Origin of the sequence: Streptomyces sp. DvalAA-43 (assembly GCF_900091725.1) — a bacterium.
GTDB lineage: Bacteria > Actinomycetota > Actinomycetes > Streptomycetales > Streptomycetaceae > Streptomyces > Streptomyces pulveraceus.
On sequence record NZ_FMBW01000071.1, the window covers coordinates 47788 to 70153 of the forward strand.

Sequence of the window (22366 nt, forward strand, 5' to 3'; positions counted from 1 at the left end):
GCATCGGCGAGCAAGGGCTGCCCCGGGTCCGGGGCAGCCCTTGCCTGTCTGTGCCTTGCTCGCCGATGCCCTGCTTGTCCGTGCCGCCTACGAGATGGCGCTGCGCAGCTCCACCACGTCCAGCTGCTCGGTCTCGTCGTGCGCGGTCAGGTCGATGACCTCGCCGACGACCCGGTTCCCGGGCGTGCCCGTACGGTGCGCGGCCAGCGCCTCCTCGCCCACCACGTCGGCGAGGTCCTCGTTCTGCACGGACTCGATCGCGGCGCGCGCCTTCTGCGTACCGAAGAAGTCGAAGCTGCCCTGCGGCACCAGGTGGCGGCGGGACGCCGCGTACGGGGCGACGGCGGTGGCGGCCGGTGCGGTGCGCGCCGGGGGCAGCGCGGCGGACTGCCGGGTCGGAGGCAGGGCGGCCGGCGGGCGCAGATGGTGCGCGCCGGTCCGGTCCTCGTCCGCGGCGTGCCTGCCCTGGCGCTCCTCCGCCTCCCGGGACCGCTCCGCGAGATCGCGCTTCCTGGCCTGCTCGGCGGTGCGGCGCGCCTCCTGGAGCGCCCCGTTGCGCGCGAGGTCCTCCAGCGCCTGGGCGGCCCGCAGATAGGCGGCCGGTGTCGGCGTGCTGCGGGCGGCGGGCAGCTCCCGGGGCGCGGCGGCTTCGAGCGCGAGCTGTCTGCGGCCCTCCAGCGCGCTGGCCCGCTCGGTCTCGGCGTTGGCGTACCGGCGCAGCAGCGCGGCGTGCTCCCCGCGGAGGTTGGCGAGCTCCACGCGCTTGCGGCGCAGCTTCGTCTCCAGCCGGGTGCGCAGCTCCCGCGACTCCTCCAGGTCGGTCTCCAGCTCGGCGATCCGCTCCTCGGCCCGCCACGCGTCACCGGCGCGGGCCCGGGTGAGCTCCGCGACCCGGCGGCCGGCCTCCCGGTCCCAGCTGCGCATCAGATACGCGCCGGTCACGGCGGCGGCCGCCGAGGCGGCCACCAGACCGCGCAGGACCAGGGGCTCGGCGAGCAGCCAGGCGCCCGAGGCACAGAGAACCGAGACTCCGACGACTGCCGACGACGGAAGGATTCTGTGCAGAGGTGGCGAATGGCGATGACGTCCACGTGGCATGGCCTGAAATTTACCGTGTGTACGGGGCACTTGGGGGGCCGCCCGCCAATCTGTTCCCTCCCGGTTACCTGACGGCCCCTTTTCCCCCCGATTTCCTACTTCTCGACGAGGCCCTTCGTGCGCAGATAGTCCTTGGCCACATCGGCGGGCTTTGCGCGCTCGGCGTCGACCTTGCGGTTCAGTTCCGCGAGATCCTCGGTGGTGAGCGCCTCGGTGAGCTTGCCGAGTGCGTCGGCAATGTCCTGGGAACCGGCGTCCTCGGCATTGAGGACCGGCAGTACGTTGTCGGCGTTCTGGAGCTTCTTGTCGTCCTCCAGGAACACCAGGTCGTAGCTGTCCAGGACCGCGTCCGTGGTGGTGGTGAGGACCAGCTGGTCCTTCCCGTCCTTGACCGCCTGCTTGGACTGCGGGGTGCCGACTCCCTTGGGGTCGATTCCGGTGACGTCGATGCCGTACGTCTTCTTCAGACCGGGTGCGCAGAACGGCCGCACCTCGCACTCGTCACCCGCCGCGATCTTCACTCCGACCTTCGACCTGCCGAGGTCCGAAAGGGTCTTGAGCTTGTTCTTCGCGGCGAATTCCTTGGTCACCGCGAAGGCGTTCTGGTCGACGGCCCGGCCGACCGGGAGGATCTTCAGTCCGCGCGGGGTGGCGAGCTTCTCCAGCGCGGCGACCGTGGCCGCCGCGTCCCCGGAGGCGACCGGCGCCTTCTCGGCCTTCTTCGCGCCGTTCACCTTGGCATTGAGGAATTCGGCGATCGTCGCGGCATATTCGGGGACGACGTCGATCTCGCCCTTCTCCAGGGACGGCTCGTACAGCTCCCGGTTCGCCACCGTGGTGACGGAGGTGCTGTATCCGGCGTCGGCCAGGATCTGGGCGTACAGCTCCGCCAGCACCTTGGACTCGGTGAAGGAGGCCGCGCCGACGACCAGCGAGCCCTTCTTCCCGGAGCCCGCGCCGCCGCCGGAGGACGCCGGGCCCGCCTTGTCCTTCTCCAGGCTGTCGCCGCCGCAGGCGGCGAGCGAGCCGGCCAGCGCGATCATGCCGATGACCGCGCCGGTTATGCGCGAGGTCTTGCTCATGGGTGTTCTCCGTCCACAGCAACAGGGTCCGAGGGTCTGTACGAGATGCGATCCGGGGATGGCGGACCGAATGGATCCGGGGGTGGCGGACCGGGTTTCATATGGCCGTCACGCCGCCGTCGCGTTCGCGCCGCCCGGTGCCGCCCGGCGGCGGCGCAGCGGTGACAGCAGCCGGTCCAGGCCCACCAGCACCGCCTCCACCAGCAGCGCGAGCACGGCGACCAGCACCGCCCCCGCGACCACCTGCGGGGTGTTGTACGTGTTGAACCCGGCGGTGATGATCCGGCCGAGGCCGCCCTGGCCGACCATCGCGGCGATCGTGGCGGTGGCGACCACCTGGACCGCGGCGGAGCGCAGCCCGGTCATGATCATCGGGTAGGCCAGCGGAAGCTCGACCCGGAGGAAGAGCTGCCGCCCGGACATCCCCATGCCCCGGGCCGCCTCCGTCACCGACCGGTCGACCTCCGTCATCCCGACGTAGGCGTTGGTCAGCAGCGGCGGCACGGCGAACAGCACCAGCGCGATGACCGTCGGCACATATCCGGCGTTGCGCAGCGGCGAGACCATGAAGAGGGCCAGCACCGCGAAGACCGGGATCGCCCGCCCCACGTTGGAGAGGTTGACGGCCAGCGCGCCGCCCTTCCCTATGTGCCCGAGGAACAGCGCGACCGGCAGCGCGATCGCGCACGCCAGGGCGAGCGCGACGCCGCTGACGTACAGATGCTCGCCGAGCCGGTGGGCCGCCCCGCTCTCCCCCGACCAGTTGGCGCCGGTAGTGAGCCAGGTCCAGGCCTCGCCGAGAACTCCCATGGGTCAGACCGCCTTTGCCACGGTGCCCGCGTCCGCGTGCGCGGCGCGTATTCGGGTCCAGGGGGTCAGCAGCCGCTGCACACCGAGCAGCAGCAGATCCGCGACGACCGCGAGCAGGACGCACAGGACCGAGGCGGTGAGCACCTGGGCCTTGAAGAAGCTGGGGAGCGCGTCCCCTATGAGATTGCCGAGGCCGCCCCTGCCGATGATCGAGCCGACCGTCGTCAGCGCGATCGTCGACACCGTGGCGATCCGCACACCGGCCATCAGCGCGGGCATCGCCAGTGGGAGTTCGACCTCCCAGAGCAGCCGCACCGGCCCGTACCCCATGCCCTTCGCGGCTTCCTTCGCCTCCTGGGGTACGGCTTCGAGACCGGCCAGGATGTTCCGCACCAGAATGGTCAGCGAATACAGCACCAGGCCGGTGACCACCAGCGCGGCGGAGAGCCCGAACAGCGGCAGCAGCAGCGAGAACATGGCGAGCGAGGGCACGGTGTAGAGGACCGTCGTCAGCCCGAGCACCGGCCCGGCGAAACGGCGGCTGCGGCGCGCGAGCAGCGCCAGCGGAAAGGCCACCAGGAGTCCGATCACCACTGATACGGCGGTGATCCAGATGTGCTGGACCGTCGCATCGGTCAACTCCTGACTGCGGGTACGGAGATACTCCCCGCAGATCCAGTCGTTCGTCACCAGGCAGTTCTGTCCCGCGGCCATCCGTCCCCCACCTCCTCGTCACCGCTTCGTACGTATGTCTGGCGACCCTATCCTCGACCACTGACAATCGCCGGAGCCGTTGTATTTCAGCAACATGTCCTTCACAGAACACGCGCCACAATGGGGAACCATGATCCGTTTCGAGCACGTCACCAAGCGGTACGCGGACGGCACCACCGCCGTCGACGACCTTTCCTTCGAGGTCGCCGAGGGTGAACTGGTCACGCTCGTCGGACCGTCGGGCTGCGGCAAGACGACCACCATGAAGATGGTGAACCGGCTGATCGAACCGACCGAGGGCCGGATATTCGTCGACGGGGACGACATATCCGCCATCGACCCCGTCCGGCTGCGCCGCCGTATCGGTTATGTGATCCAGCAGGTGGGACTCTTCCCGCACCGCACGATCCTGGAGAACACCGCGACCGTCCCCCATCTCCTGGGCTGGAAACGGGGAAAGGGCCGGGAACGCGCGGCCGAACTCCTCGACCTCGTCGGACTTGACCCTTCCGTTTATGGCGACCGCTATCCGGAACAGCTCTCCGGCGGTCAGCGCCAACGCGTCGGCGTGGCAAGGGCACTGGCCGCGGACCCGCCGGTGCTGCTGATGGACGAACCTTTCGGCGCGGTCGACCCGGTCGTACGGGAACGGCTGCAGAACGAATTCCTGAAACTTCAGGAACAGGTCCGCAAAACCGTCCTGTTCGTCACGCACGACATCGAGGAAGCGGTCCGGCTCGGCGACCGGATCGCCGTCTACGGACAGGGCTCCATCGAGCAGTTCGACTCCCCGGCCACCGTGCTCGGCGCGCCCGCCACGCCCTATGTCGCGGACTTCGTCGGCGCCGACCGCGGCCTCAAGCGGCTCTCCGTGACCCCCATCGAGGAGGGCGACCTCGACCAGCCGCCGGTCGTCCACCTCGACGACTCGCTGGCGCGGGCGACCGAGCGGCTGCGGTCCGAGGGGGCGCGCTGGGCCGTCGTGCTGGACGGCCAGGACAATCTGCACGGCTGGATCCCGGCCGACGGGACCGGGGGCGCCGGAGCAGGCGACACGGTGCGCGCGCACGCCCGCCGGATGGAGGCGTGGCTGCCCGTCGGCGCCCCGCTCAAGCAGGCCTTCGCCACCATGCTCCAGCACGACGCGGGCTGGATCGCCGTCATCGACGAGGAGAGCACCGGCCGGTTCCTCGGCGTGCTCACCCCGGCCCGGCTGCACGAGGCGCTGCGCCGCTCGATCGACGCGGACGCCCACGCCGTCCCGCGCGCCGAGGTGGCGGTCGAGACCGTGGAGAGCGTCGCGCGGTGAGCCGGTCCCTCCCGGCCCGCCGTGCGACGGTCCGGGTCAGTTCTCGCTGAGCCGGCTGCTCAGCCAGTCCAGCGCCGAGGGGATCTCCCGCCGCCAGGTGTTGAAGTTGTGCCCGCCGCTGTCGAGCACGATCGACGAGACCTGGGCGGGCGACTTCACCTTGGAGATGAACTGCCGCGTGGTGCGGTAGTTCCCCTCGCCGTGCCTGGAGGTCGTGACGAGGAAGGACGAGTCGGGCTGCCTCGGCATGTGGTCCAGACTCCACATCAGATCCGCGCGGTCCCGCGCGCTCTGGTCGCCCTGGAAGAGATCGCCGGTCGTCGGGTCCTCGGCCGCCTTGTAGTACGCGGAGAGCCCGACGCTGGCCGCGAACCGGTCCGGGTGGTGCAGCCCGATCTTCAGTGCGCAGTATCCACCGGTCGAGTTGCCGATGATGCCCCAGTTACGGGCCACCCTCCCGACCCGGTACGACTCGGAGATCGCCTGCGGCACGTCCTCGGCGAGATAGGTCTCGGTCTGCGGTCCGCCCTTGATGTCCACGCACTCGGTGTCCCTCGGCGGCGCGACCGTGGGCCGGAGCATCACCAGGATCATCGGCTGCGCCCGGCCCGCTTTCACTCGTTCGTGTGCCGTCCGGGGGTACTGGAGGCCCTTCAGGAGGTTCTCCGAGACGCCCGGGTAGCCGGTGAGCACGACGGCCGCGGGGAACTTGCGGCGGGCGAAGGCCGGCTGGAAGTACTCGGGCGGCAGGTACACGTACGCCGAGCTCTCGATCTTCGACTGGTGACCGGCGATGACGACCTTGTCGATCCGCCCGCTCGTCGCGGGCCGCGGACCACCCGGCACGTCCGGCCGCTGGACCCCGACCCGGACGATGTTCTTGGAGGCCAGCGCCCCGGCCGCGTTGTCCGTGACGACCCCGAGGTCCTGCTTCTGGCCGAACAGATCGGCCCACGACCCGTAGAAGAGGAAGGAGTTGTTCGCCACCAGGGCCACCGTGACGAAGACCGTCACCTGGGTCACCAGCAGCAGGCCGACCCTGCCGAACACCGCGGGAACGCTGCGCCGGGCCAGCCGGGGCCAGAGCCAGATGGTGGCCGCGAAGAACACCACGGCCATCGCGATGGCCAGAACCAGAAATGTTTTGCTGGTAAGACCCATGGGGGTGAGCTTTCTTGTCTGGAAATTTCCGTACGGCGGGTGAACCCACGGCCCGGAAGCCTCGTCCTACAGGTCGCACATCGTCCGGAGGGCTACGGCCGAAGGACTACAAGAATCTCTCGCGGAACCACGGGAAGCGATGTCTGTCACGCTAGATGGGGATAAATCGGGATCGGTTCCGAGTCCCGTACGCAAGTTCGTACGCGGCCCGCGCCCCGAGTCCGTACCGACGCTGGTCGGTACCGCCTGCACCGCCGTCGGCCTGATCGATGTCGCCGCGGGCGTCTTTCCGCGCTTCCGGCACAGCCGGATGCACACGCTCGCCGAGGTCCTGCCCGGCGCCCTGGGACCGTTCGCCGCCGCGCTCTCGCTGAGCGCGGGCGTCCTGCTGCTGCTGCTCGCCCACGGCCTCAAGCGGCGCAAGCGGCGGGCCTGGCGGGCCGCCGTCGTACTGTTGCCGGCCGGGGCGCTGGCGCAGTTCACCTACCGGCACTCGGTCATCGGCATGCTCGTCTCGCTGGCGCTCTGCCTGCTGCTGGTCCGCAACCGCGGCGAGTTCGCCGCGCTCCCCGACCCCAGGAGCCGCTGGCGGGCCCTGGCCAACTTCGTGCTCCTCGGCGCGGGTTCGCTCGGCCTCGGGCTGGTCATCGTCAGCGCGCACCCCGGCCGGGTCGTGGGCAACCCCAGCGTCGCCGACCGGCTCCAGCACGTGCTGTACGGGATGCTCGGCTTCGAGGGCCCCGTCGAGTACGCCGGCGACACCTCCTGGACCGTGGCGTACTCCCTCGGCGCCCTCGGTCTGCTGACCGCCGTCACCACCATCTACCTCGCCTTCCGCCCCGAGCACCCGGCCGCCCGGCTCACCGAGGACGACGAGGCCCGGCTGCGCGCCCTGCTGGAGAAGCACGGCGGCCGCGACTCGCTCGGCCACTTCGCGCTCCGCCGCGACAAGGCCGTCGTCTTCTCCCCCAGCGGCAAGGCCGCCGTCTGCTACCGGGTCGTGTCCGGAGTGATGCTGGCCAGCGGCGACCCGATCGGCGACGTGGAGGCCTGGCCCGGCGCCATCGAACGGTTCATGGACGAGGCCAGGGCCCACTCCTGGACCCCGGCCGTGATGGGGTGCAGCGAGACCGGCGGCGAGGTCTGGACCCGCGAGACCGGACTCGACGCCCTGGAACTCGGCGACGAGGCGGTGGTGGACGTCGCGGATTTCTCGCTCGCCGGGCGCGCGATGCGCAACGTACGCCAGATGGTGAAGCGCATTGAACGCCTCGGCTACGAGACCCGGGTCCGCCGCGTGAGCGACATCGGCGAAGCCGAACTGGCCCGCATCCGGCGGGCCGCCGCCGACTGGCGCGGCACCGACAACGAGCGCGGCTTCTCCATGGCACTCGGCCGGATCGGCGACGCGGCCGACGGCGACTGCGTCATCGCCACCGCCCACAAGGCCGGCGAGGACTCCGCCGACTCCCCCTACGGCGACCTGAAGGCCGTGCTCCACTTCGTCCCGTGGGGCCGTGACGGCATGTCCCTCGACCTGATGCGCCGCGACCGCTCCGCCGACCCCGGCATGAACGAGCTGCTGATCGTCGCCGCCCTCCAGGCCTCCGCCCGGCTGAACGTCGAGCGTGTCTCGCTGAACTTCGCGATGTTCCGCTCGGCGCTCGCCCGGGGCGAGAAGCTGGGCGCGGGACCGGTGCTGCGGACCTGGCGCGGACTGCTGATCTTCCTCTCGCGCTGGTTCCAGATCGAGTCGCTGTACAAGTTCAACGCCAAGTTCCGGCCCCGCTGGGAGCCGCGCTTCGTCGTCTACCGCACCGCCCGCGACCTGCCCCGCATCTCCCTCGCCGCCATGCAGGCCGAGGGCTTCGTGAACCTCGCCCTTCCCCGCCCCTTCGCCCGCCGCTTCCCGGCCCGCCGGCCCCGCCCCTGCGCCCACACCCAGGAGCAGCACGCGCGCGCGGCGTAACGCCGCACCGTACGGGGCCTACGCTGGTCGCATGAGTACGTTGCGTGGACGAGGCACGGTCCAGGGCCTGCCGGAGTGGGACCGCTGCGCGGTCATGGGTGTCGTGAACGTGACCCCGGACTCCTTCTCCGACGGGGGCCGCTGGTTCGGCACCACGGCCGCGATCAAACACGGCCTCGACCTGGTGGCCCAGGGCGCCGACCTGGTCGACGTCGGCGGCGAGTCGACCCGCCCCGGCGCCAGCCGGGTGGACGCCTCGGAGGAGCTGCGCCGCGTGGTCCCGGTGGTCCGGGGCCTGGCCGCCGAAGGGGTCACGGTCTCCGTGGACACCATGCGGGCCGAGGTCGCCGAGGAGGCCGTCGCGGCCGGAGCCGCCCTGGTCAACGATGTGAGCGGCGGCCTCGCCGACCCGGACATGGTGCCGGTCGTCGCCGCGGCCGGAGCCCCCTTCGTCGTGATGCACTGGCGCGGCTTCAGCGAGTCCATGAACAGCCGGGCGGTGTACGGGGACGTCGTCGCCGAGGTCGTCCGGGAGCTGCGGGAGCGGATGGACGCCGTGGTGGCGGGCGGTGTCGCCCCGGAACGGATCGTCATCGACCCCGGCCTCGGCTTCGCCAAGGACGCCGGCCACGACCTCGCCCTGGTCGCCCACCTCGACGAGCTGCGCGCCCTGGGCCGCCCGCTGCTGGTCGCCGCCTCCCGCAAGCGGTTCCTCGGCCATGTGCTGGCCGGTGACGGCGCGGCGCCACCGCCCGCCCGCGAACGCGACGCCGCCACCGCGGCGATCTCCGCGCTCTCCGCCCACGCGGGCGCCTGGGCCGTCCGGGTCCACGAGGTACGGGCCACGGCCGACGCCGTACGGGTCGCCCGCGCCGTCGAGGGAGCCGCGTGACCGGGCGCGACGAGCACGCGGAGGCGGCCGCCGACATCGCGGCCGTCGAGCAGGCCAACACCGCCTTCTACGAGGCGATGGAGCGCGGCGACTTCGAGGAGCTCTCCGGGCTCTGGCTGCCGGGCGAGGACCTCACCGTCTCCTGCGTCCACCCGGGCTGGCCGGTGCTGACCGGCCGCGGCGAGGTGCTGCGCAGCTACGCGCTGATCATGGCGAACACCGAGTACATCCAGTTCTTCCTGACCGACGTCGGGGTCTCCATGACCGGCGACACCGCGCTGGTGACCTGCACGGAGAACATCCTCAGCGGCGGCCCCGCGGAGGACGGCAACGCCCTCGGACCGCTGGTCGGCCAACTCGTCGTGGCCACCAATGTGTTCCGGCGCACACCCGACGGCTGGAAGCTCTGGTCCCACCACGGCTCGCCCGTACTGACCGAGACCGGCGACGAAGAGGACGAGGAGACCCCTTCCTGACCAGGCGGTCGAGCGGTCGTGCCCCCGGTAGGGGGTTGGATCCGGACAGTGCGGGTATACGCGGCTACCAGTCCGTGAGGCCGGGTCCGAGGCCCCCGCGGGCGAGCACTGTCGGTGCTCGCAGGTAGATTCGGAAGAGAGCGCACCTCGCCGTCCGCACGCGGCCCCGTGTCTCTACGACCAACGACAGCAGGAGTGATTCGCGTGGATCGTGTCGCGCTGCGCGGCCTCAAGGCCCGTGGGCACCATGGCGTCTTCCCCCGGGAACGGGAAGAGGGCCAGACCTTCATCGTGGACCTGGTGCTCGGCCTGGACACCCGTCCCGCGGCGGCCGCCGACGACCTGACGAAGACCGTGCACTACGGCGTCGTCGCCGAGGAGGTCGTCGAGGTGGTGCAGGGCGAGCCCGTCGATCTGATCGAAACGCTCGCGGAGCGCATCGCCCAGCAGTGTCTCAAGCACGAAGGAGTCGAGGAGGTGGAGGTCGTGGTGCACAAGCCCGACGCGCCGATCACCGTCCCCTTCGACGATGTGACCATCACCATCACCCGGAGCCGAGTATGACCGCGTTTTCCACCGAAGGGCAGAGCGACCCGACCGTACAGCCGGTCCCCGCCTCCGTGGTCGAGCAGGTCGACGCCGCGGACATCACCCTCTCCAACCCCAAGCGTGCCGTGATCTCCCTGGGCTCCAACCTCGGCAACCGCCTGGAGACCCTCCAGGGCGCCATCGACGCCCTGGAGGACACCCCGGGCCTGCGGGTCAAGGCCGTCTCCCCGGTGTACGAGACGGAGCCCTGGGGCGTCGCCCCCGGCTCCCAGCCCTCGTACTTCAACGCGGTGATCGTCGTGAAGACGACGCTCCCCCCGTCCTCCCTCCTGGAGCGCGGCCAGGCCATCGAGGAGGCCTTCGACCGGGTCCGCGAGGAGCGCTGGGGCCCGCGCACCATCGACGTCGACATCGTGGCGTACGCGGACGTCGTCTCCGACGACCCGGCGCTGATCCTCCCCCACCCCAGGGCCCATGAGCGGGCCTTCGTCCTCGCCCCGTGGCACGACATCGACCCCGGGGCCCAGCTGCCCGGCGCCGGGCCCGTCACGGAGCTGCTGACCGGGGTCGGCCGGGACGGCGTGCTGCCCCGGGCCGATCTGGAACTCCGTCTGCCCGAGTAGTCGTTAGGCTCAGCGGAAACGGATCACCGGCAACGGCGACCACGGACGACACGGATCACCGGCGACACGGATGACTGGCGGCGAAGGGCGGACCACGCGGTGAAGCAACTCAGGCTCGGGGTACTGGTCGGCCTCTTCGCCGCGGCCGGGGTGCTCTCCTGGGGCGGCGCCCGCCTCTGGGACTCCCGCGGCAGCCTGCCGAGCGTTCCCCTCGCCGCGCCGATCGTGCTCGCCGTGATCGCCGTCATCCTGCTGGCGACGGCGCTCTCCATCCGTGCCCGGCTGCGCGCCCAGCGCGAGCGCCGGCCGGGAGCCAAGGGCGTCGAACCACTGATGGCCGCCCGCGCCGTCGTCTTCGGCCAGGCCAGCGCCCTGGTCGTCTCCCTGGTCTCCGGCATGTACGGCGGCACCGGCGTCTTCCTGCTCGGCTCCCTCGACATCCCGGCCCGCCGCGACCAGGCGATCTACGCGGGCTTCTCGGTCCTGGCCGGCATCGCGGTGGTCGCCGCCGCCCTCTGGCTGGAGCGCATCTGCAAGCTCCCTGAGGACGAGGACAAGGACAAGAGCTCGGCGGCCGCGTAGGGCCCAGGAGCCGTCCGCAGCGTCCGCCCGGCCCGCGGGCGGACGACGGGACTCCACACGCCTCGGCCACCGAGCCCGGTCACGCGGCTCCGCGGGGGTTCGGCGCGGGAGTTCAGCGCGCCATGATCAGGCTCATGGCCTCGGCACGCGTCGCGGGGTCACGGAGCTGTCCGCGCACCGCCGAGGTCAGCGTCTTCGCCCCGGGCTTGCGGATCCCGCGCATCGACATGCACATGTGCTCGCACTCGACGACGACGATGACCCCGCGCGGCTCAAGGATCTCCATCAGGGACTCGGCGATCTGTGTGGTGAGCCGCTCCTGGACCTGCGGACGCCGGGCGTAGACATCGACCAGCCGGGCCAGCTTGGAGAGGCCGGTGATCTTTCCGCTGGTGGCCGGGATGTACCCGACGTGCGCGACGCCCCTGAACGGCACCAGGTGATGTTCACAGGTACTGAATACTTCGATGTCCTTGACCAGCACCATCTCGTCGTGACCGAGGTCGAACGTGGTCGTCAGGACGTCCTCGGGCTCCTGGTGGAGGCCCGCGAATATCTCCTTGTACGCCCGCGCCACCCGCCCCGGCGTCTCGCGCAGGCCCTCGCGGTCCGGGTCCTCGCCCACCGCGATGAGGAGTTCGCGTACGGCGGCCTCGGCCCTCTTCTCGTCGAACTCGCCGATCGAACCCTGGCCGTCCAACGTCACCGGGTCGGTCATCTGTGCCTCGTTCCTCTGAGCTGTCACCTGCGCATACCTCCGCACGAGCGTACGAAAGAGCCGCGCCCCCACAGGCTAGAACCTGTGGGGGCGCGGCTTCCATTCCGGGCCCGGTGGGACCCCCGTGAAAGGGGCCACACCGGGGAGAACGGGGTCAGCTCTCGGGGCGGTCCTCCGGGACGACCTCGGTGGCCGGGACGGTGTCCGTGGGGACGGCCGAGCCGTTCGCCGTGGTGGCGCCGTTGGTGAGGGCGAGCTCCTTGGGCGAGAGCACCGGAGGACGCGTGGACGGGGTGCGCCGGGCCGAACCGGTCCACGCCGGACGGGCCGGGCGCTTCACGATCGGGGCGAAGATCTCGGCGATCTCCTCCTTGCCCAGCGTCTCCTTCTCCAGGAGCTGGAGAACGAGGTTGTCCAGCACGTCGCGGTTCTCGACGAGGATCTCCCACGCGTCGTTGTGGGCGGTCTCGATGAGCTTCTTGACCTCCTCGTCGACGAGGGCCGCGACCTCTTCCGAGTAGTCGCGCTGGTGGCCCATCTCCCGGCCCACGAAGGGCTCGGTGTTGTCGCCGCCGAACTTGATCGCGCCGAGCCGCTCCGTCATGCCGTACTGCGTGACCATCGCGCGGGCCGTTGCGGTGGCCTTCTCGATGTCGTTCGCAGCGCCGGTGGTCGGGTCGTGGAAGACCAGCTCCTCGGCCGCGCGCCCGCCCAGCATGTAGGCCAGCTGGTCGAGCATCTCGTTGCGCGTCGTGGAGTACTTGTCCTCCTCCGGGAGCACCATCGTGTAACCGAGGGCGCGGCCGCGGGAGAGGATCGTGATCTTGTGGACCGGGTCCGCCTGGGGGGAAGCCGCCGCGACCAGGGCGTGTCCGCCCTCGTGGTACGCGGTGATCTTCTTCTCCTTCTCGGACATGATCCGGGTCCGCTTCTGCGGGCCCGCCACGACGCGGTCGATGGCCTCGTCGAGCATCTTGTTGTCGATCAGCTTCAGATCGGCGCGTGCCGTGAGGAGCGCCGCTTCGTTCAGCACGTTCGACAGGTCGGCACCGGTGAAGCCGGGCGTACGGCGGGCGACGGCGCCGAGGTCGACGTCCTTCGCGACCGGCTTGCCCTTCTGGTGCACCTTGAGGATCTCCAGGCGGCCCAGCATGTCCGGCCGGTCGACCGCGATCTGCCGGTCGAAACGGCCCGGACGCAGCAGCGCCGGGTCGAGGATGTCCGGCCGGTTCGTGGCGGCGATCAGGATGACGCCGCCCTTCACGTCGAAGCCGTCCATCTCGACGAGCAGCTGGTTCAGCGTCTGCTCGCGCTCGTCGTGCCCGCCGCCCATACCGGCACCGCGGTGCCGGCCCACGGCGTCGATCTCGTCGACGAAGACGATCGCCGGGGCGTTCGCCTTGGCCTGCTCGAAGAGGTCACGGACCCGGCTGGCACCGACACCGACGAACATCTCGACGAAGTCGGAACCCGAGATCGAGTAGAACGGGACGCCCGCCTCGCCGGCGACGGCGCGTGCGAGCAGGGTCTTGCCCGTACCGGGAGGCCCGTACAGCAGGACACCCTTGGGGATCTTGGCGCCGACGGCCTGGAACTTCGCCGGCTCCTGGAGGAACTCCTTGATCTCCTGGAGCTCCTCGACGGCCTCGTCCGACCCCGCCACATCGGCGAACGTCGTCTTCGGGGTGTCCTTGGTGATCAGCTTGGCCTTGGACTTCCCGAACTGCATGACCCGGGAGCCGCCGCCCTGCATCTGATTCATCAGGAACAGGAAGACGACCACGATCAGGACGAAGGGCAGCAGCGAGAGGAGGATCGAGATGAACGGGGACTGCTTCGACGGAGAGACCGTGTAGCCGTCGTCGATCTTGCCGCTCTCGAACTTCTGCTGGAGGGTGTCCGCGAGCTGGACGCCCTGGTCGCCGATGTAGCTCGCCTGGAACTTGGTGCCGGACTCGCCCGAGAGCTTCTGGCCCTTCTTCAACTCGATCTTGATGATCTGTTCGTCACCGGTGGTCAGCTTGGCCTGCGCCACCTGGTCCTTGCTGATCGCCTGGATCACCTTGCCGGTGTCCACCGATTTGTAGCCGCCCGACGAGCCGACGACTGTCATCAACACGACCACGGCGAGGACGGCCAGCACGATCCACATGACCGGCCCACGGAAGTATCGCTTCACGTCCATCCATACGGGGCGAAGCCGCCCCGTCCCTCCTGCCCGTAGGTAAATGCTGCTGTGAGAAAAGACTGTTCTTCGGACGGTACCCCAGCATTGTCACCCGCGACCGCCGGGGACGTCTGTCAAAACCCGCCTTCGAGGGCTCAACGGCGGGGATCCGGTGAAAGGTTCCCCGCCGTCGGCCCCGGTCGGTCCGGGCGCCCCGGAAGGCCGGGCGAAGGGCCCGGGTGGAGGTCAGCCCCCGTAGACGTGCGGGGCGAGCGTTCCGACGAAGGGGAGGTTGCGGTACTTCTCGGCGTAGTCGAGGCCGTAGCCCACGACGAATTCGTTGGGGATGTCGAAACCGACCCACTTGCAGTCGAGCGCGACCTTGGCCGCGTCCGGCTTGCGCAGCAGGGTGCAGATCTCCAGGGAGGCGGGCTCGCGCGAGCCGAGGTTCGACATCAGCCACGACAGGGTCAGGCCCGAGTCGATGATGTCCTCGACGATCAGGACGTGCTTGCCCTTGATGTCGGTGTCCAGGTCCTTGAGGATCCGGACCACTCCGGAGGACTGGGTGCCCGCGCCGTACGACGAGACGGCCATCCAGTCCATGGTGACGGGGGTGGACAGCGCGCGCGCCAGGTCCGCCATCACCATCACTGCGCCCTTGAGGACGCCGACGATGAGCAGGTCCTTGCCCGCGTACTCCGCGTCGATCTTCGCGGCCAGCTCGACGAGCTTCGCGTCGATCTCTTCCTTGGTGAGGAGCACCGACTGAAGGTCGGTGCCCATGTCCTTCTCGTTCACCCGCGTCTCTTTCTCTGCCTGCCCGGTCCGGGGGTGTCGCCCCGTACCTGCGCGGCCGCTCGCCTGCATGTCAGCCGCTTGTGCTTCAGCTCTGCCGAATGACCAGTCTGCCACCCTGACGCATGGCTTCGACGCGGCCCGGCAGGTTGATGGCCCGCTGGCCGCGCCAGCCGGTGATCAGACGGTCGACTTCCTCGATGTGCCGGGCGAAGAGCGAACCGGCCGGGGAGCCCGCCGCCATGGCGGCCCGGCGCAGGACCCTGCGGCGCACGGCGGGCGGCAGCGCGTACAGCTTGGCGCACTCCAGACGGCCCGCGTCGTCCCGTACGGCGCTGTCGGCCTCGGCGGCCCAGGTGTCCAGTGCGTCGGCGTCGTCGCGGGAGAGCTGGGCGGTACGGGCCAGGGCCTCGACGACGCCCTTGCCCAGCGCCTTCTCCAGGGCGGGCAGGCCCTCGTGGCGCAGCCGGGAGCGGGTGTAGGCGGGGTCGATGTTGTGCGGGTCGTCCCAGACGGGCAGGGACTGGACGAGGCAGGCCTTGCGGGCGGTCTGCCGGTCGAGCTGGAGGAAGGGGCGGCGGTAGCGGCCGGCCGGTCCGGACGCGGCGGCCATGCCGGAGAGGGAGCGGATGCCGGAGCCGCGGGCGAGGCCGAGCAGCACCGTCTCCGCCTGGTCGTCACGGGTGTGTCCGAGCAGGACGGCGGCGGCGCCGTGCCGTTCGGCCGCCGCGTCCAGGGCGGCGTAGCGGGCGTCGCGGGCCGCGGCCTCGGGTCCGCCCTCGTGGCCGACCCGCACGGCGACGGCCTCGACCGGGTCGAGGCGCAGGGCGGCGAGGCGGTCGGCGACCTCGGCGGCCCGGGTGTCGGAGCCGTCCTGGAGGCCGTGGTCGACGGTGATCCCGCCGGCCCGGACGTCGAGTTTGGGGGCCTCGAAGGCGAGGGCGGAGGCGAGGGCCATGGAGTCGGCGCCGCCGGAGCAGGCCACCAGCACCAGCGGGGTGTCGGGGCGCTCGGGAAGTGCGGCGCGCTGCCTGCCCGCACCGGCTTCGGCGAGCTCGGGGTGCGGGGTGCGCCGGGAGTGGTCGGCGCTTCGGGTGTGTTCGGTGAGGACGTCGTGGAGTACGCGGCGGACCGCCAGGCGTATCGCCGCGACCGCAGGATGGGGACCCATGTCCGGTGCCCTTCGTGGAGTTCGGTGAGGTGCCTCGAAGTGGCGGACGGGGAGTGTGCCGTCACTCAGAGTGCGTCGATGGTGACAGAGGCAAGCCGTCCATCGAGCATTGCACGCCTTCCCATGCCCCTACGGTCCCTCGGATGGGTGATTACCGGCGCGTTCTCGTCCTGTCGCCCGCCGTCGGGGCGGCCGCGATCAGGACTCTGCCTTACGGTGCACCCTCGCGATCCAGTCCGCGGGCTTCTCGATCTCCGCCTTGGTGGGCAGGGTGTTCGGCGAGGTCCAGACGCGGTTGAAGCCGTCCATGCCGACCTCGTCGACCACGGCCCGGACGAATCGTTCGCCGTCGCGGTACTGACGCAGCTTGGCGTCGAGGCCGAGGAGTTTGCGCAGCGCCTGGTCGAGGCGGCCCGCGCCGCGGGCCCTGCGCTGCTGGAACTTCTCCCGGATCTCGCCGACGGAGGAGACGACCTCGGGGCCGACGCCGTCCATCACGTAGTCGGCGTGGCCTTCGAGCAGGGACATCACGGCGGTGAGCCGGCCGAGGATCTCGCGCTGGGCGGGCGTCTGGACGAGTTCGACCAGGCTGCGGCCGCCGTCCTCGCCGTCCTCGCCCTCGGGGCGGCCCCCGGCCAGGGACTGGGCGGCTTCGCGGAGCCGTTCCAGCAGGGTCATCGGGTCGACGTCGGTCTCGTCGAGGAATGACTGGATCTCGCCCTGGAGGTGGTCGCGGAGCCAGGGCACTCCGGTGAACTGGGTGCGGTGGGTCTCCTCGTGGAGCGCGACCCAGAGCCGGAAGTCGTGCGGGTCGACCTCCAGTTCGCGTTCGACGTGCACGATGTTCGGGGCGACGAGCAGGAGCCTGCCACCGCCGTTCGCCGAGGCCGGGAGCTCGCGGGTGGCCGGGGCGAAGGTCTCGTACTGGCCGAGGACCCGGGAGGCCAGGAACGACAGCAGCATCCCCACCTCGACGCCGGTCACCTTGCCGCCGACCGCGCCGAGCACCGCGCCGCCGGGGCCGCCCGGTCGCCGGTCCTGCATCTTGCCGAGCAGCGGGCGGAGCAGTTCGCGGAAGCCCGCGACATTGGCCTTGATCCAGCCGGCCCGGTCCACGACCAGGACCGGGGTGTCCTCCGGCTCGGTCCCCTCCGGGATCATCCGGGTGAAGGAACGGACGTGCTCCTCCGCGGCCTTCGCATGCCGGCGCAGCTCCGCGACGACCTCGCGGGCCTCCTCGCGGCTGATCTCCGGCCCCGGCCGGACAAGTCGGGTCGCGGTCGCGACCGCGAGATTCCAGTCGACCATCTCGGCACCACCGATGCTCGTCATGCGTCAACCGTACGTGCTCGGGTCCGTCCGCGGTGCGGTGTTGACCGGCTCGGTGGGGGCGGGCGGCGGGGGCTGCCCGCCGCCCGTCACCGGACGGTGCCGAGGGTGGTGGCGAGGGTGTCGAGGGCGGACTGGGCCTCGGACGGGGAGGTCGTGCCGGACGCCAGGAAGGCGAAGGCGAGCAGTCGGCCCTTCCGGTCGACGACCGTGCCCGCGAGGGTGTTCACGCCGGTGAGGGTGCCGGTCTTGGCGCGGATCAGGCCGGTGCCCGCGGACTTCCCGGTGAAGCGGTCGCTGAGCGTGCCGCTGAATCCGGCGACGGGGAGGCCGGTGAGGACGGGGCGCAGTTCGGGGTGGTCCGGATCGGCCGCACGGGCGAGGAGACCGGCCAGCAGTCCGGCGGTGACCTTGTCCTTGCGGTTCAGTCCGCTGCCGTCGGCGAAGTTCGCGCCGGTCAGCGGCAGGTGGAGCGTGCGGAGCCGGGCGGTGACGGCCCGTCGGCCGCCGTCGAAGTCGGCGGGTTCGCCCGCGGCGAGGGCGGTCTGCCGGGCGAGTGCCTCGGCGATGTCGTTGTCGCTGTTGGTCAGGGCCCGTTCGACCAGGGCGGAGAGCGGGGCCGAGCGGTGTTCGGCGACCTTCCGGGACCCGGTGGCCGGGCGGCCGGGCTTCGGGTCCGCCCCGGTGGCGATCCCGGCGTCGTCGAGGAACTTCGCGAAGGTGCGGGCGGTGTCACCGGCCGGGTCGTCGCTGCGCGGGGCGGGTCCGCTGTCGGTGCTGTCGAGCCTGCCCTCGTCGGTCATCAGGGCGCTGACGGGCGCGATGTTCTCGTTGGGGCCGATCGGGTGCCGGGCCGGTCCGGAGTAGCGGGAGGTGTCGTACCCGAGGCGGACCTTGTCGACGCCGCGTTCCTTGAGGGCGCGGGCGGTGTCGGTGGCCATCCGGCGCAGGGCGGCCTTGTCGAGGGTGGGGTCGCCGCCGCCGACCAGGACGAGGCCGCGGAAGTCGGCGGACGCCCGGACGGTCGTGGGGACGCGGTGGTCGGGGCCGAGGGCGCTCAGGGCGGCGACCGCGGTGGCGATCTTGACGGTGGAGGCGGGCGTCATGGGCGCACCGGCGCCCCGGCCGTACAGCCGCTCGCCGCTGGCGGTGTCGATGACGACCGCGGCGGGCCGGGTGCCGAGCGCGGGGTCCTTGAGCAGCGGGCCGAGGGCGGCGCGCAGGGTGTCGGCCGCGCCGTCGGGGGCGGTGCGGGCGTCCGGGGCGGAGTTGTCGACGGCGGCGGAGAGCGCGGCGAGCACGGGCGGGGCGCTGGGCGCGGTATCCGGCCCGGCGGGTTCGTGATGTGCGCCACCTGTACCGTTCCGGGCGGCGGCCCAGTCCGCCTCGGCCTTACGCTGACCCGAGTCCCAGGGGCCGGCGGCAAGGACGACGCCGGCCGCGATCACCAGTCCGAGGCCGGCGGAGACGGCGGTGAACTGCCGGTCGTTCAGCCCCTTCAACCTGATCGTGCCGCCCCGGCGGGCGAGCCCGATCAGCTTGTCCAGCGGGTTGACCGACGGTCTCTTCCCCGGCTCGTCCACCGTTGACCAGCCCCTTTCGCGAGCACACATCTGCGTGGGGGACACTTAATCACCAGTCGTATGTGTTGATCATGGAGGAGCCACCCGTGGAGTTCGACGTCGTTATCGAGATCCCGAAGGGTTCGCGGAACAAGTACGAGGTGGATCACGAGACCGGCCGGATCCGTCTGGACCGTCGACTCTTCACCTCGACCAGCTACCCGGCGGACTACGGCTACGTCGAGAACACCCTCGGCGAGGACGGCGACCCGCTGGACGCGCTGGTCATCCTGGAGGAGCCGACCTTCCCCGGCTGCCTCATCAAGTGCCGCGCCATCGGCATGTTCCGGATGACCGACGAGGCCGGCGGCGACGACAAGCTGCTGTGCGTGCCGGCCTCCGACCCCCGGGTGGAGCACCTGCGCGACATCCACCACGTGTCGGAGTTCGACCGTCTGGAGATCCAGCACTTCTTCGAGGTCTACAAGGACCTGGAGCCCGGCAAGTCCGTCGAGGGTGCCGACTGGGTCGGCCGCGCCGAGGCCGAGGCCGAGATCGAGGCCTCCTACAAGCGCCTTGAGGCGCAGGGCGGCGCGCACTGACCCGAGGGTCGTGATCCGGTTCCGTTTGTACGGTTCCGGGCCGGGAACGGGCGGTACTCCTTCCGGGGAGTGCCGCCCGTTCCGCATGTTCGCCCGGCCCGCGGGCAGGCCTCCTCGCATCCGTGCCCATACTGGGCACGAGCGCGGCCGACGGCGCGCAGCCGACGAGGAGCGAGGTCGAGTGGTGGCGGAACAGGGCGGTCCTGAGGACCAGAAGCCCCAGTCCGACGAGGCGCGCAGCGCCTTTGTCCCGCCGGCCGGCGTGGAGCGGCACACGGCCGCGCCCGAGGACGACCATCCGACGTCGGAATTCTCCATTCCGGCCGGTCTGGCGAACGAGCCCCAGGGGCCGGGAGCGGATTCCGCTTCGGGGTCCGGAACGGGCTCGGACACGATCGGCTCCGCCTTCGCCCCGCCGCGCACGTACAGTGCCCAGCACTCGCCGCCCGCCTTCACCCCGGCCCATGGCAGCCCGATGATCCGGCTGACCAAGGAGGCCCCCTGGCAGGACCGGATGCGCACGATGCTGCGGATGCCGGTCGCCGAGCGTCCGGCGCCCGAGCCGGTGCAGAAGCCGGACGAGACGGGGCCCGCGGTGCCGCGCGTGCTCGACCTGACGCTGCGCATCGGGGAGCTGCTGCTGGCCGGCGGCGAGGGCGCCGAGGACGTCGAGGCGGCCATGTTCGCCGTGACCCGCAGCTACGGCCTGGACCGCTGCGAGCCGACGGTCACCTTCACCCTGCTGTCGATCTCGCACCAGCCGTCGCTGGTCGACGACCCGGTGACGGCGAGCCGTACGGTACGCCGCCGTGCCACCGACTACACCCGACTGGCCGCCGTCTTCCGGCTGATCGACGACATCACCACCGAGGACGTCGAGGTCTCGCTGGAGGAGGCCTACCGGCGGCTGGCGGAGATCCGGCGCAACCGGCACCCGTACTCCGGCTGGGTGCTGACGCTGGCCGCCGGCGGTCTCGCGGGGGCTGCGTCGGTGCTGCTCGGTGGTGGTCCGCTGGTGTTCCTGGTGGCGGCGGTCGGCGCGATGCTCGGCGACCGGCTCGCCTGGCTGTGTGCCGGGCGGGGGCTGCCGGAGTTCTACCAGTTCGTGGCCGCGGCGATGCCGCCGGCCGCCATGGGGGTGGCGCTGACCCTCACCCACTGGTCGGACGTACGGCCCTCCGCGGTCATCACCGGTGGGCTGTTCGCGCTGCTGCCGGGGCGGGCCCTGGTGGCGGGTGTGCAGGACGGGCTGACCGGTTTCTACATCACCGCCGCGGCACGGCTGCTCGAAGTCATGTACCTGTTCATCGGCATCGTCGTCGGTGTGCTGCTGGTGCTCTATCTGGGGCTCCAGCTGGGCGCCCAGCTGAACCCCGAGGCCAGGTTCGTCGCCCATGACCGGCCGGTGGTGCAGATCCTGGCGTCGATGGCGCTCTGTTTCGCCTTCGCGATCCTGCTCCAGCAGGACCGGTCGACCGTGCTGGCGGTGACCCTGAACGGCGGTGTGGCCTGGGTGATCTACGGGGCGATGGCCCGTACCGGCCATATCTCGGCGGTGGCGGCGACGGCGACGGCGGCCGGTCTGGTGGGTCTGTTCGGGCAGCTGTTCTCGCGCTACCGGTACACCTCGTCGTTGCCGTTCATCACGGCGGCGATCGGGCCGCTGCTGCCCGGTTCGGCCACGTATTTCGGTCTGCTGGCCGTGGCACAGGGCAGGGTGAACGCCGGGCTCGCCTCGCTGTCGACCGCGGTGGCCACGGCGCTGGCCATCGCGATCGGGGTGAATCTGGGGAGCGAGATCTCCCGGCTCTTCATGCGGGTGCCGGGAGCCGTCGGCGGGGCCAACCGCCGCGCGGCCAAGCGGACGCGCGGCTTCTGAGGGCAGGGTCCGGTCGTCAGCGCTTGGCGTGGCGGCCGCGCTGGCCCGAGGACGGGCCGGGGCTGCCCTCGGCACCGGCGGCCGCCGCCTCCTTCTTCGACTTGGAGCGGGCCCGCAGGAACTCGATCCCGATCGGCACCACCGAGATGAGCACGATCAGGATGAGCATCGCCTCGATGTTCTCGTGGACGAAGTCGATCTTGCCGAGGGCCGAGCCGAGCAGCGTGACGCCGACACCCCAGAGCACTCCGCCGATGATGTTGAAGACGATGAACGAGCGGTAGTTCATCCGGCTCACACCGGCGATGATCGGGGTGAACGTACGCACCACGGGGACGAAGCGGGCCAGGATCAGCGACTTCGGTCCGTACTTCTCGAAGAATTCGTGCGCCTTCTCGACGTTCTCCTGCTTGAAGAGGCGGGAGTCCGGGCGGCTGAAGAGCGAGGGGCCGACCTTGCGGCCGAAGAGATAGCCGACCTGGTCGCCGATGATCGCGGCCAGCGCCACCAGGAGGCAGACCAGCCAGAGCGGGCTGTCCAGCTGGTTCGTGGTCACCAGGAGGCCCGTGGTGAACAGGAGCGAGTCGCCGGGGAGGAAGAAGCCGATCAGCAGTCCGGACTCGGCGAAGACGATCAGGAGGACGCCGGGGAGTCCGAAGGTGTTGATCAGATAGTCCGGGTCCAGCCAGCTCGGGCCGAGCGCAAGCGTATTCAAGGGTCCGGGGCTCCTGGATCGATCGATGGCGGCTGCGTGGCCGCCCAAAGCTATCAACGTGGGATGACGTCCCCGGGTTCCAGAGGGCCCCCACGAGCACGCACACCGGGCCGGCCGGGGATGCACTCCGGATCAACCGGGACAAAGCTGTCCCCAGGAG

Annotated in this window: 21 protein-coding genes; 9 read left to right on the forward strand and 12 right to left on the reverse strand. The window is 70.9% G+C overall.

Annotated elements, in window-relative coordinates:
• Positions 1–87: 87 nt before the first annotated feature.
• From GA0115234_RS28505 to GA0115234_RS28520, 4 genes are all read right to left on the reverse strand, one after another.
• Positions 88–1098, reverse strand: coding sequence for a hypothetical protein (locus GA0115234_RS28505; RefSeq protein WP_176729297.1), 1011 nt, complete (start codon positions 1096–1098; stop codon positions 88–90).
• A gap of 95 nt (positions 1099–1193) precedes the next feature.
• Complete coding sequence (locus tag GA0115234_RS28510; protein WP_093547444.1) at positions 1194–2180, reverse strand: ABC transporter substrate-binding protein; 987 nt, start codon at positions 2178–2180, stop codon at positions 1194–1196.
• 108 nt (positions 2181–2288) lie between these two features.
• Positions 2289–2990, reverse strand: a complete 702-nt coding sequence (locus GA0115234_RS28515; RefSeq protein WP_093547446.1) for an ABC transporter permease — start codon at positions 2988–2990, stop codon at positions 2289–2291.
• Between the two features lie 3 nt (positions 2991–2993).
• The gene (locus GA0115234_RS28520; RefSeq protein WP_093547448.1) at positions 2994–3704 is read right to left on the reverse strand and encodes an ABC transporter permease; all 711 of its coding nucleotides are present in this window, start codon (positions 3702–3704) and stop codon (positions 2994–2996) included.
• 130 nt (positions 3705–3834) lie between these two features.
• On the opposite strand from GA0115234_RS28520, the gene GA0115234_RS28525 reads away from it, so the two are divergent.
• Positions 3835–5013, forward strand: a complete 1179-nt coding sequence (locus tag GA0115234_RS28525; protein WP_093547450.1) for an ABC transporter ATP-binding protein — start codon at positions 3835–3837, stop codon at positions 5011–5013.
• Positions 5014–5049: 36 nt separating this feature from the next.
• On the opposite strand, the gene GA0115234_RS28530 is transcribed toward GA0115234_RS28525, so the two are convergent.
• On the reverse strand, positions 5050–6174 hold the full coding sequence (locus GA0115234_RS28530; RefSeq protein WP_093547452.1) for an alpha/beta hydrolase: 1125 nt from the start codon (positions 6172–6174) through the stop codon (positions 5050–5052).
• 139 nt (positions 6175–6313) lie between these two features.
• Here GA0115234_RS28530 and GA0115234_RS28535 point away from each other — a divergent pair, with 139 nt between their 5' ends.
• From GA0115234_RS28535 to GA0115234_RS28560, 6 genes are all read left to right on the forward strand, one after another.
• Positions 6314–8143, forward strand: a complete 1830-nt coding sequence (locus GA0115234_RS28535; RefSeq protein WP_093547454.1) for a phosphatidylglycerol lysyltransferase domain-containing protein — start codon at positions 6314–6316, stop codon at positions 8141–8143.
• 94 nt (positions 8144–8237) lie between these two features.
• Entirely contained in the window at positions 8238–9035 is a 798-nt protein-coding gene (folP, locus tag GA0115234_RS28540) for a dihydropteroate synthase (RefSeq protein ID WP_237541846.1), read from the forward strand.
• Positions 9032–9511: a nuclear transport factor 2 family protein gene (locus GA0115234_RS28545; RefSeq protein WP_093547458.1), complete on the forward strand. Its 480-nt coding sequence runs from the start codon at positions 9032–9034 to the stop codon at positions 9509–9511. The genes folP and GA0115234_RS28545 overlap by 4 nt, the downstream gene beginning before the upstream one ends.
• 204 nt (positions 9512–9715) lie before the next feature.
• Positions 9716–10075 (forward strand): dihydroneopterin aldolase, encoded by a 360-nt coding sequence (folB, locus tag GA0115234_RS28550; protein ID WP_093547460.1) that lies wholly within the window; start codon positions 9716–9718, stop codon positions 10073–10075.
• Complete coding sequence (folK, locus tag GA0115234_RS28555; protein ID WP_093547462.1) at positions 10072–10683, forward strand: 2-amino-4-hydroxy-6-hydroxymethyldihydropteridine diphosphokinase; 612 nt, start codon at positions 10072–10074, stop codon at positions 10681–10683. The genes folB and folK overlap by 4 nt, the downstream gene beginning before the upstream one ends.
• A gap of 99 nt (positions 10684–10782) precedes the next feature.
• The gene (locus GA0115234_RS28560; RefSeq protein ID WP_093547464.1) at positions 10783–11265 is read left to right on the forward strand and encodes a DUF3180 domain-containing protein; all 483 of its coding nucleotides are present in this window, start codon (positions 10783–10785) and stop codon (positions 11263–11265) included.
• A 112-nt stretch (positions 11266–11377) separates the two neighbouring features.
• On the opposite strand, the gene folE is transcribed toward GA0115234_RS28560, so the two are convergent.
• From folE to dacB, 6 genes are all read right to left on the reverse strand, one after another.
• Positions 11378–11983, reverse strand: a complete 606-nt coding sequence (folE, locus tag GA0115234_RS28565; RefSeq protein WP_093547466.1) for a GTP cyclohydrolase I FolE — start codon at positions 11981–11983, stop codon at positions 11378–11380.
• A gap of 154 nt (positions 11984–12137) precedes the next feature.
• On the reverse strand, positions 12138–14168 hold the full coding sequence (gene ftsH / locus GA0115234_RS28570; protein WP_093547468.1) for an ATP-dependent zinc metalloprotease FtsH: 2031 nt from the start codon (positions 14166–14168) through the stop codon (positions 12138–12140).
• Between the two features lie 228 nt (positions 14169–14396).
• Positions 14397–14936 carry a hypoxanthine phosphoribosyltransferase gene (gene hpt / locus GA0115234_RS28575; RefSeq protein WP_072487175.1) on the reverse strand — a complete coding sequence of 180 codons (540 nt, stop codon included), beginning with the start codon at positions 14934–14936 and terminating at the stop codon, positions 14397–14399.
• Positions 14937–15036: 100 nt separating this feature from the next.
• A complete protein-coding gene (gene tilS / locus GA0115234_RS28580; protein ID WP_093547470.1) occupies positions 15037–16119 on the reverse strand; it encodes a tRNA lysidine(34) synthetase TilS in 1083 nt (360 codons plus the stop codon).
• A gap of 198 nt (positions 16120–16317) precedes the next feature.
• On the reverse strand, positions 16318–17451 hold the full coding sequence (locus GA0115234_RS28585; protein ID WP_093547472.1) for a zinc-dependent metalloprotease: 1134 nt from the start codon (positions 17449–17451) through the stop codon (positions 16318–16320).
• An 86-nt stretch (positions 17452–17537) separates the two neighbouring features.
• Positions 17538–19031 carry a D-alanyl-D-alanine carboxypeptidase/D-alanyl-D-alanine endopeptidase gene (gene dacB, locus GA0115234_RS28590; RefSeq protein ID WP_256088840.1) on the reverse strand — a complete coding sequence of 498 codons (1494 nt, stop codon included), beginning with the start codon at positions 19029–19031 and terminating at the stop codon, positions 17538–17540.
• Positions 19032–19117: 86 nt separating this feature from the next.
• Here dacB and GA0115234_RS28595 point away from each other — a divergent pair, with 86 nt between their 5' ends.
• Positions 19118–19612 carry an inorganic diphosphatase gene (locus tag GA0115234_RS28595; protein WP_093547474.1) on the forward strand — a complete coding sequence of 165 codons (495 nt, stop codon included), beginning with the start codon at positions 19118–19120 and terminating at the stop codon, positions 19610–19612.
• A gap of 181 nt (positions 19613–19793) precedes the next feature.
• Positions 19794–21491 carry a threonine/serine ThrE exporter family protein gene (locus GA0115234_RS28600; protein ID WP_093547476.1) on the forward strand — a complete coding sequence of 566 codons (1698 nt, stop codon included), beginning with the start codon at positions 19794–19796 and terminating at the stop codon, positions 21489–21491.
• 16 nt (positions 21492–21507) lie between these two features.
• Here GA0115234_RS28600 and GA0115234_RS28605 read toward each other — a convergent pair whose 3' ends face one another.
• Positions 21508–22206, reverse strand: coding sequence for a DedA family protein (locus tag GA0115234_RS28605; protein ID WP_093547478.1), 699 nt, complete (start codon positions 22204–22206; stop codon positions 21508–21510).
• Between the last annotated feature and the right edge of the window lie 160 nt (positions 22207–22366).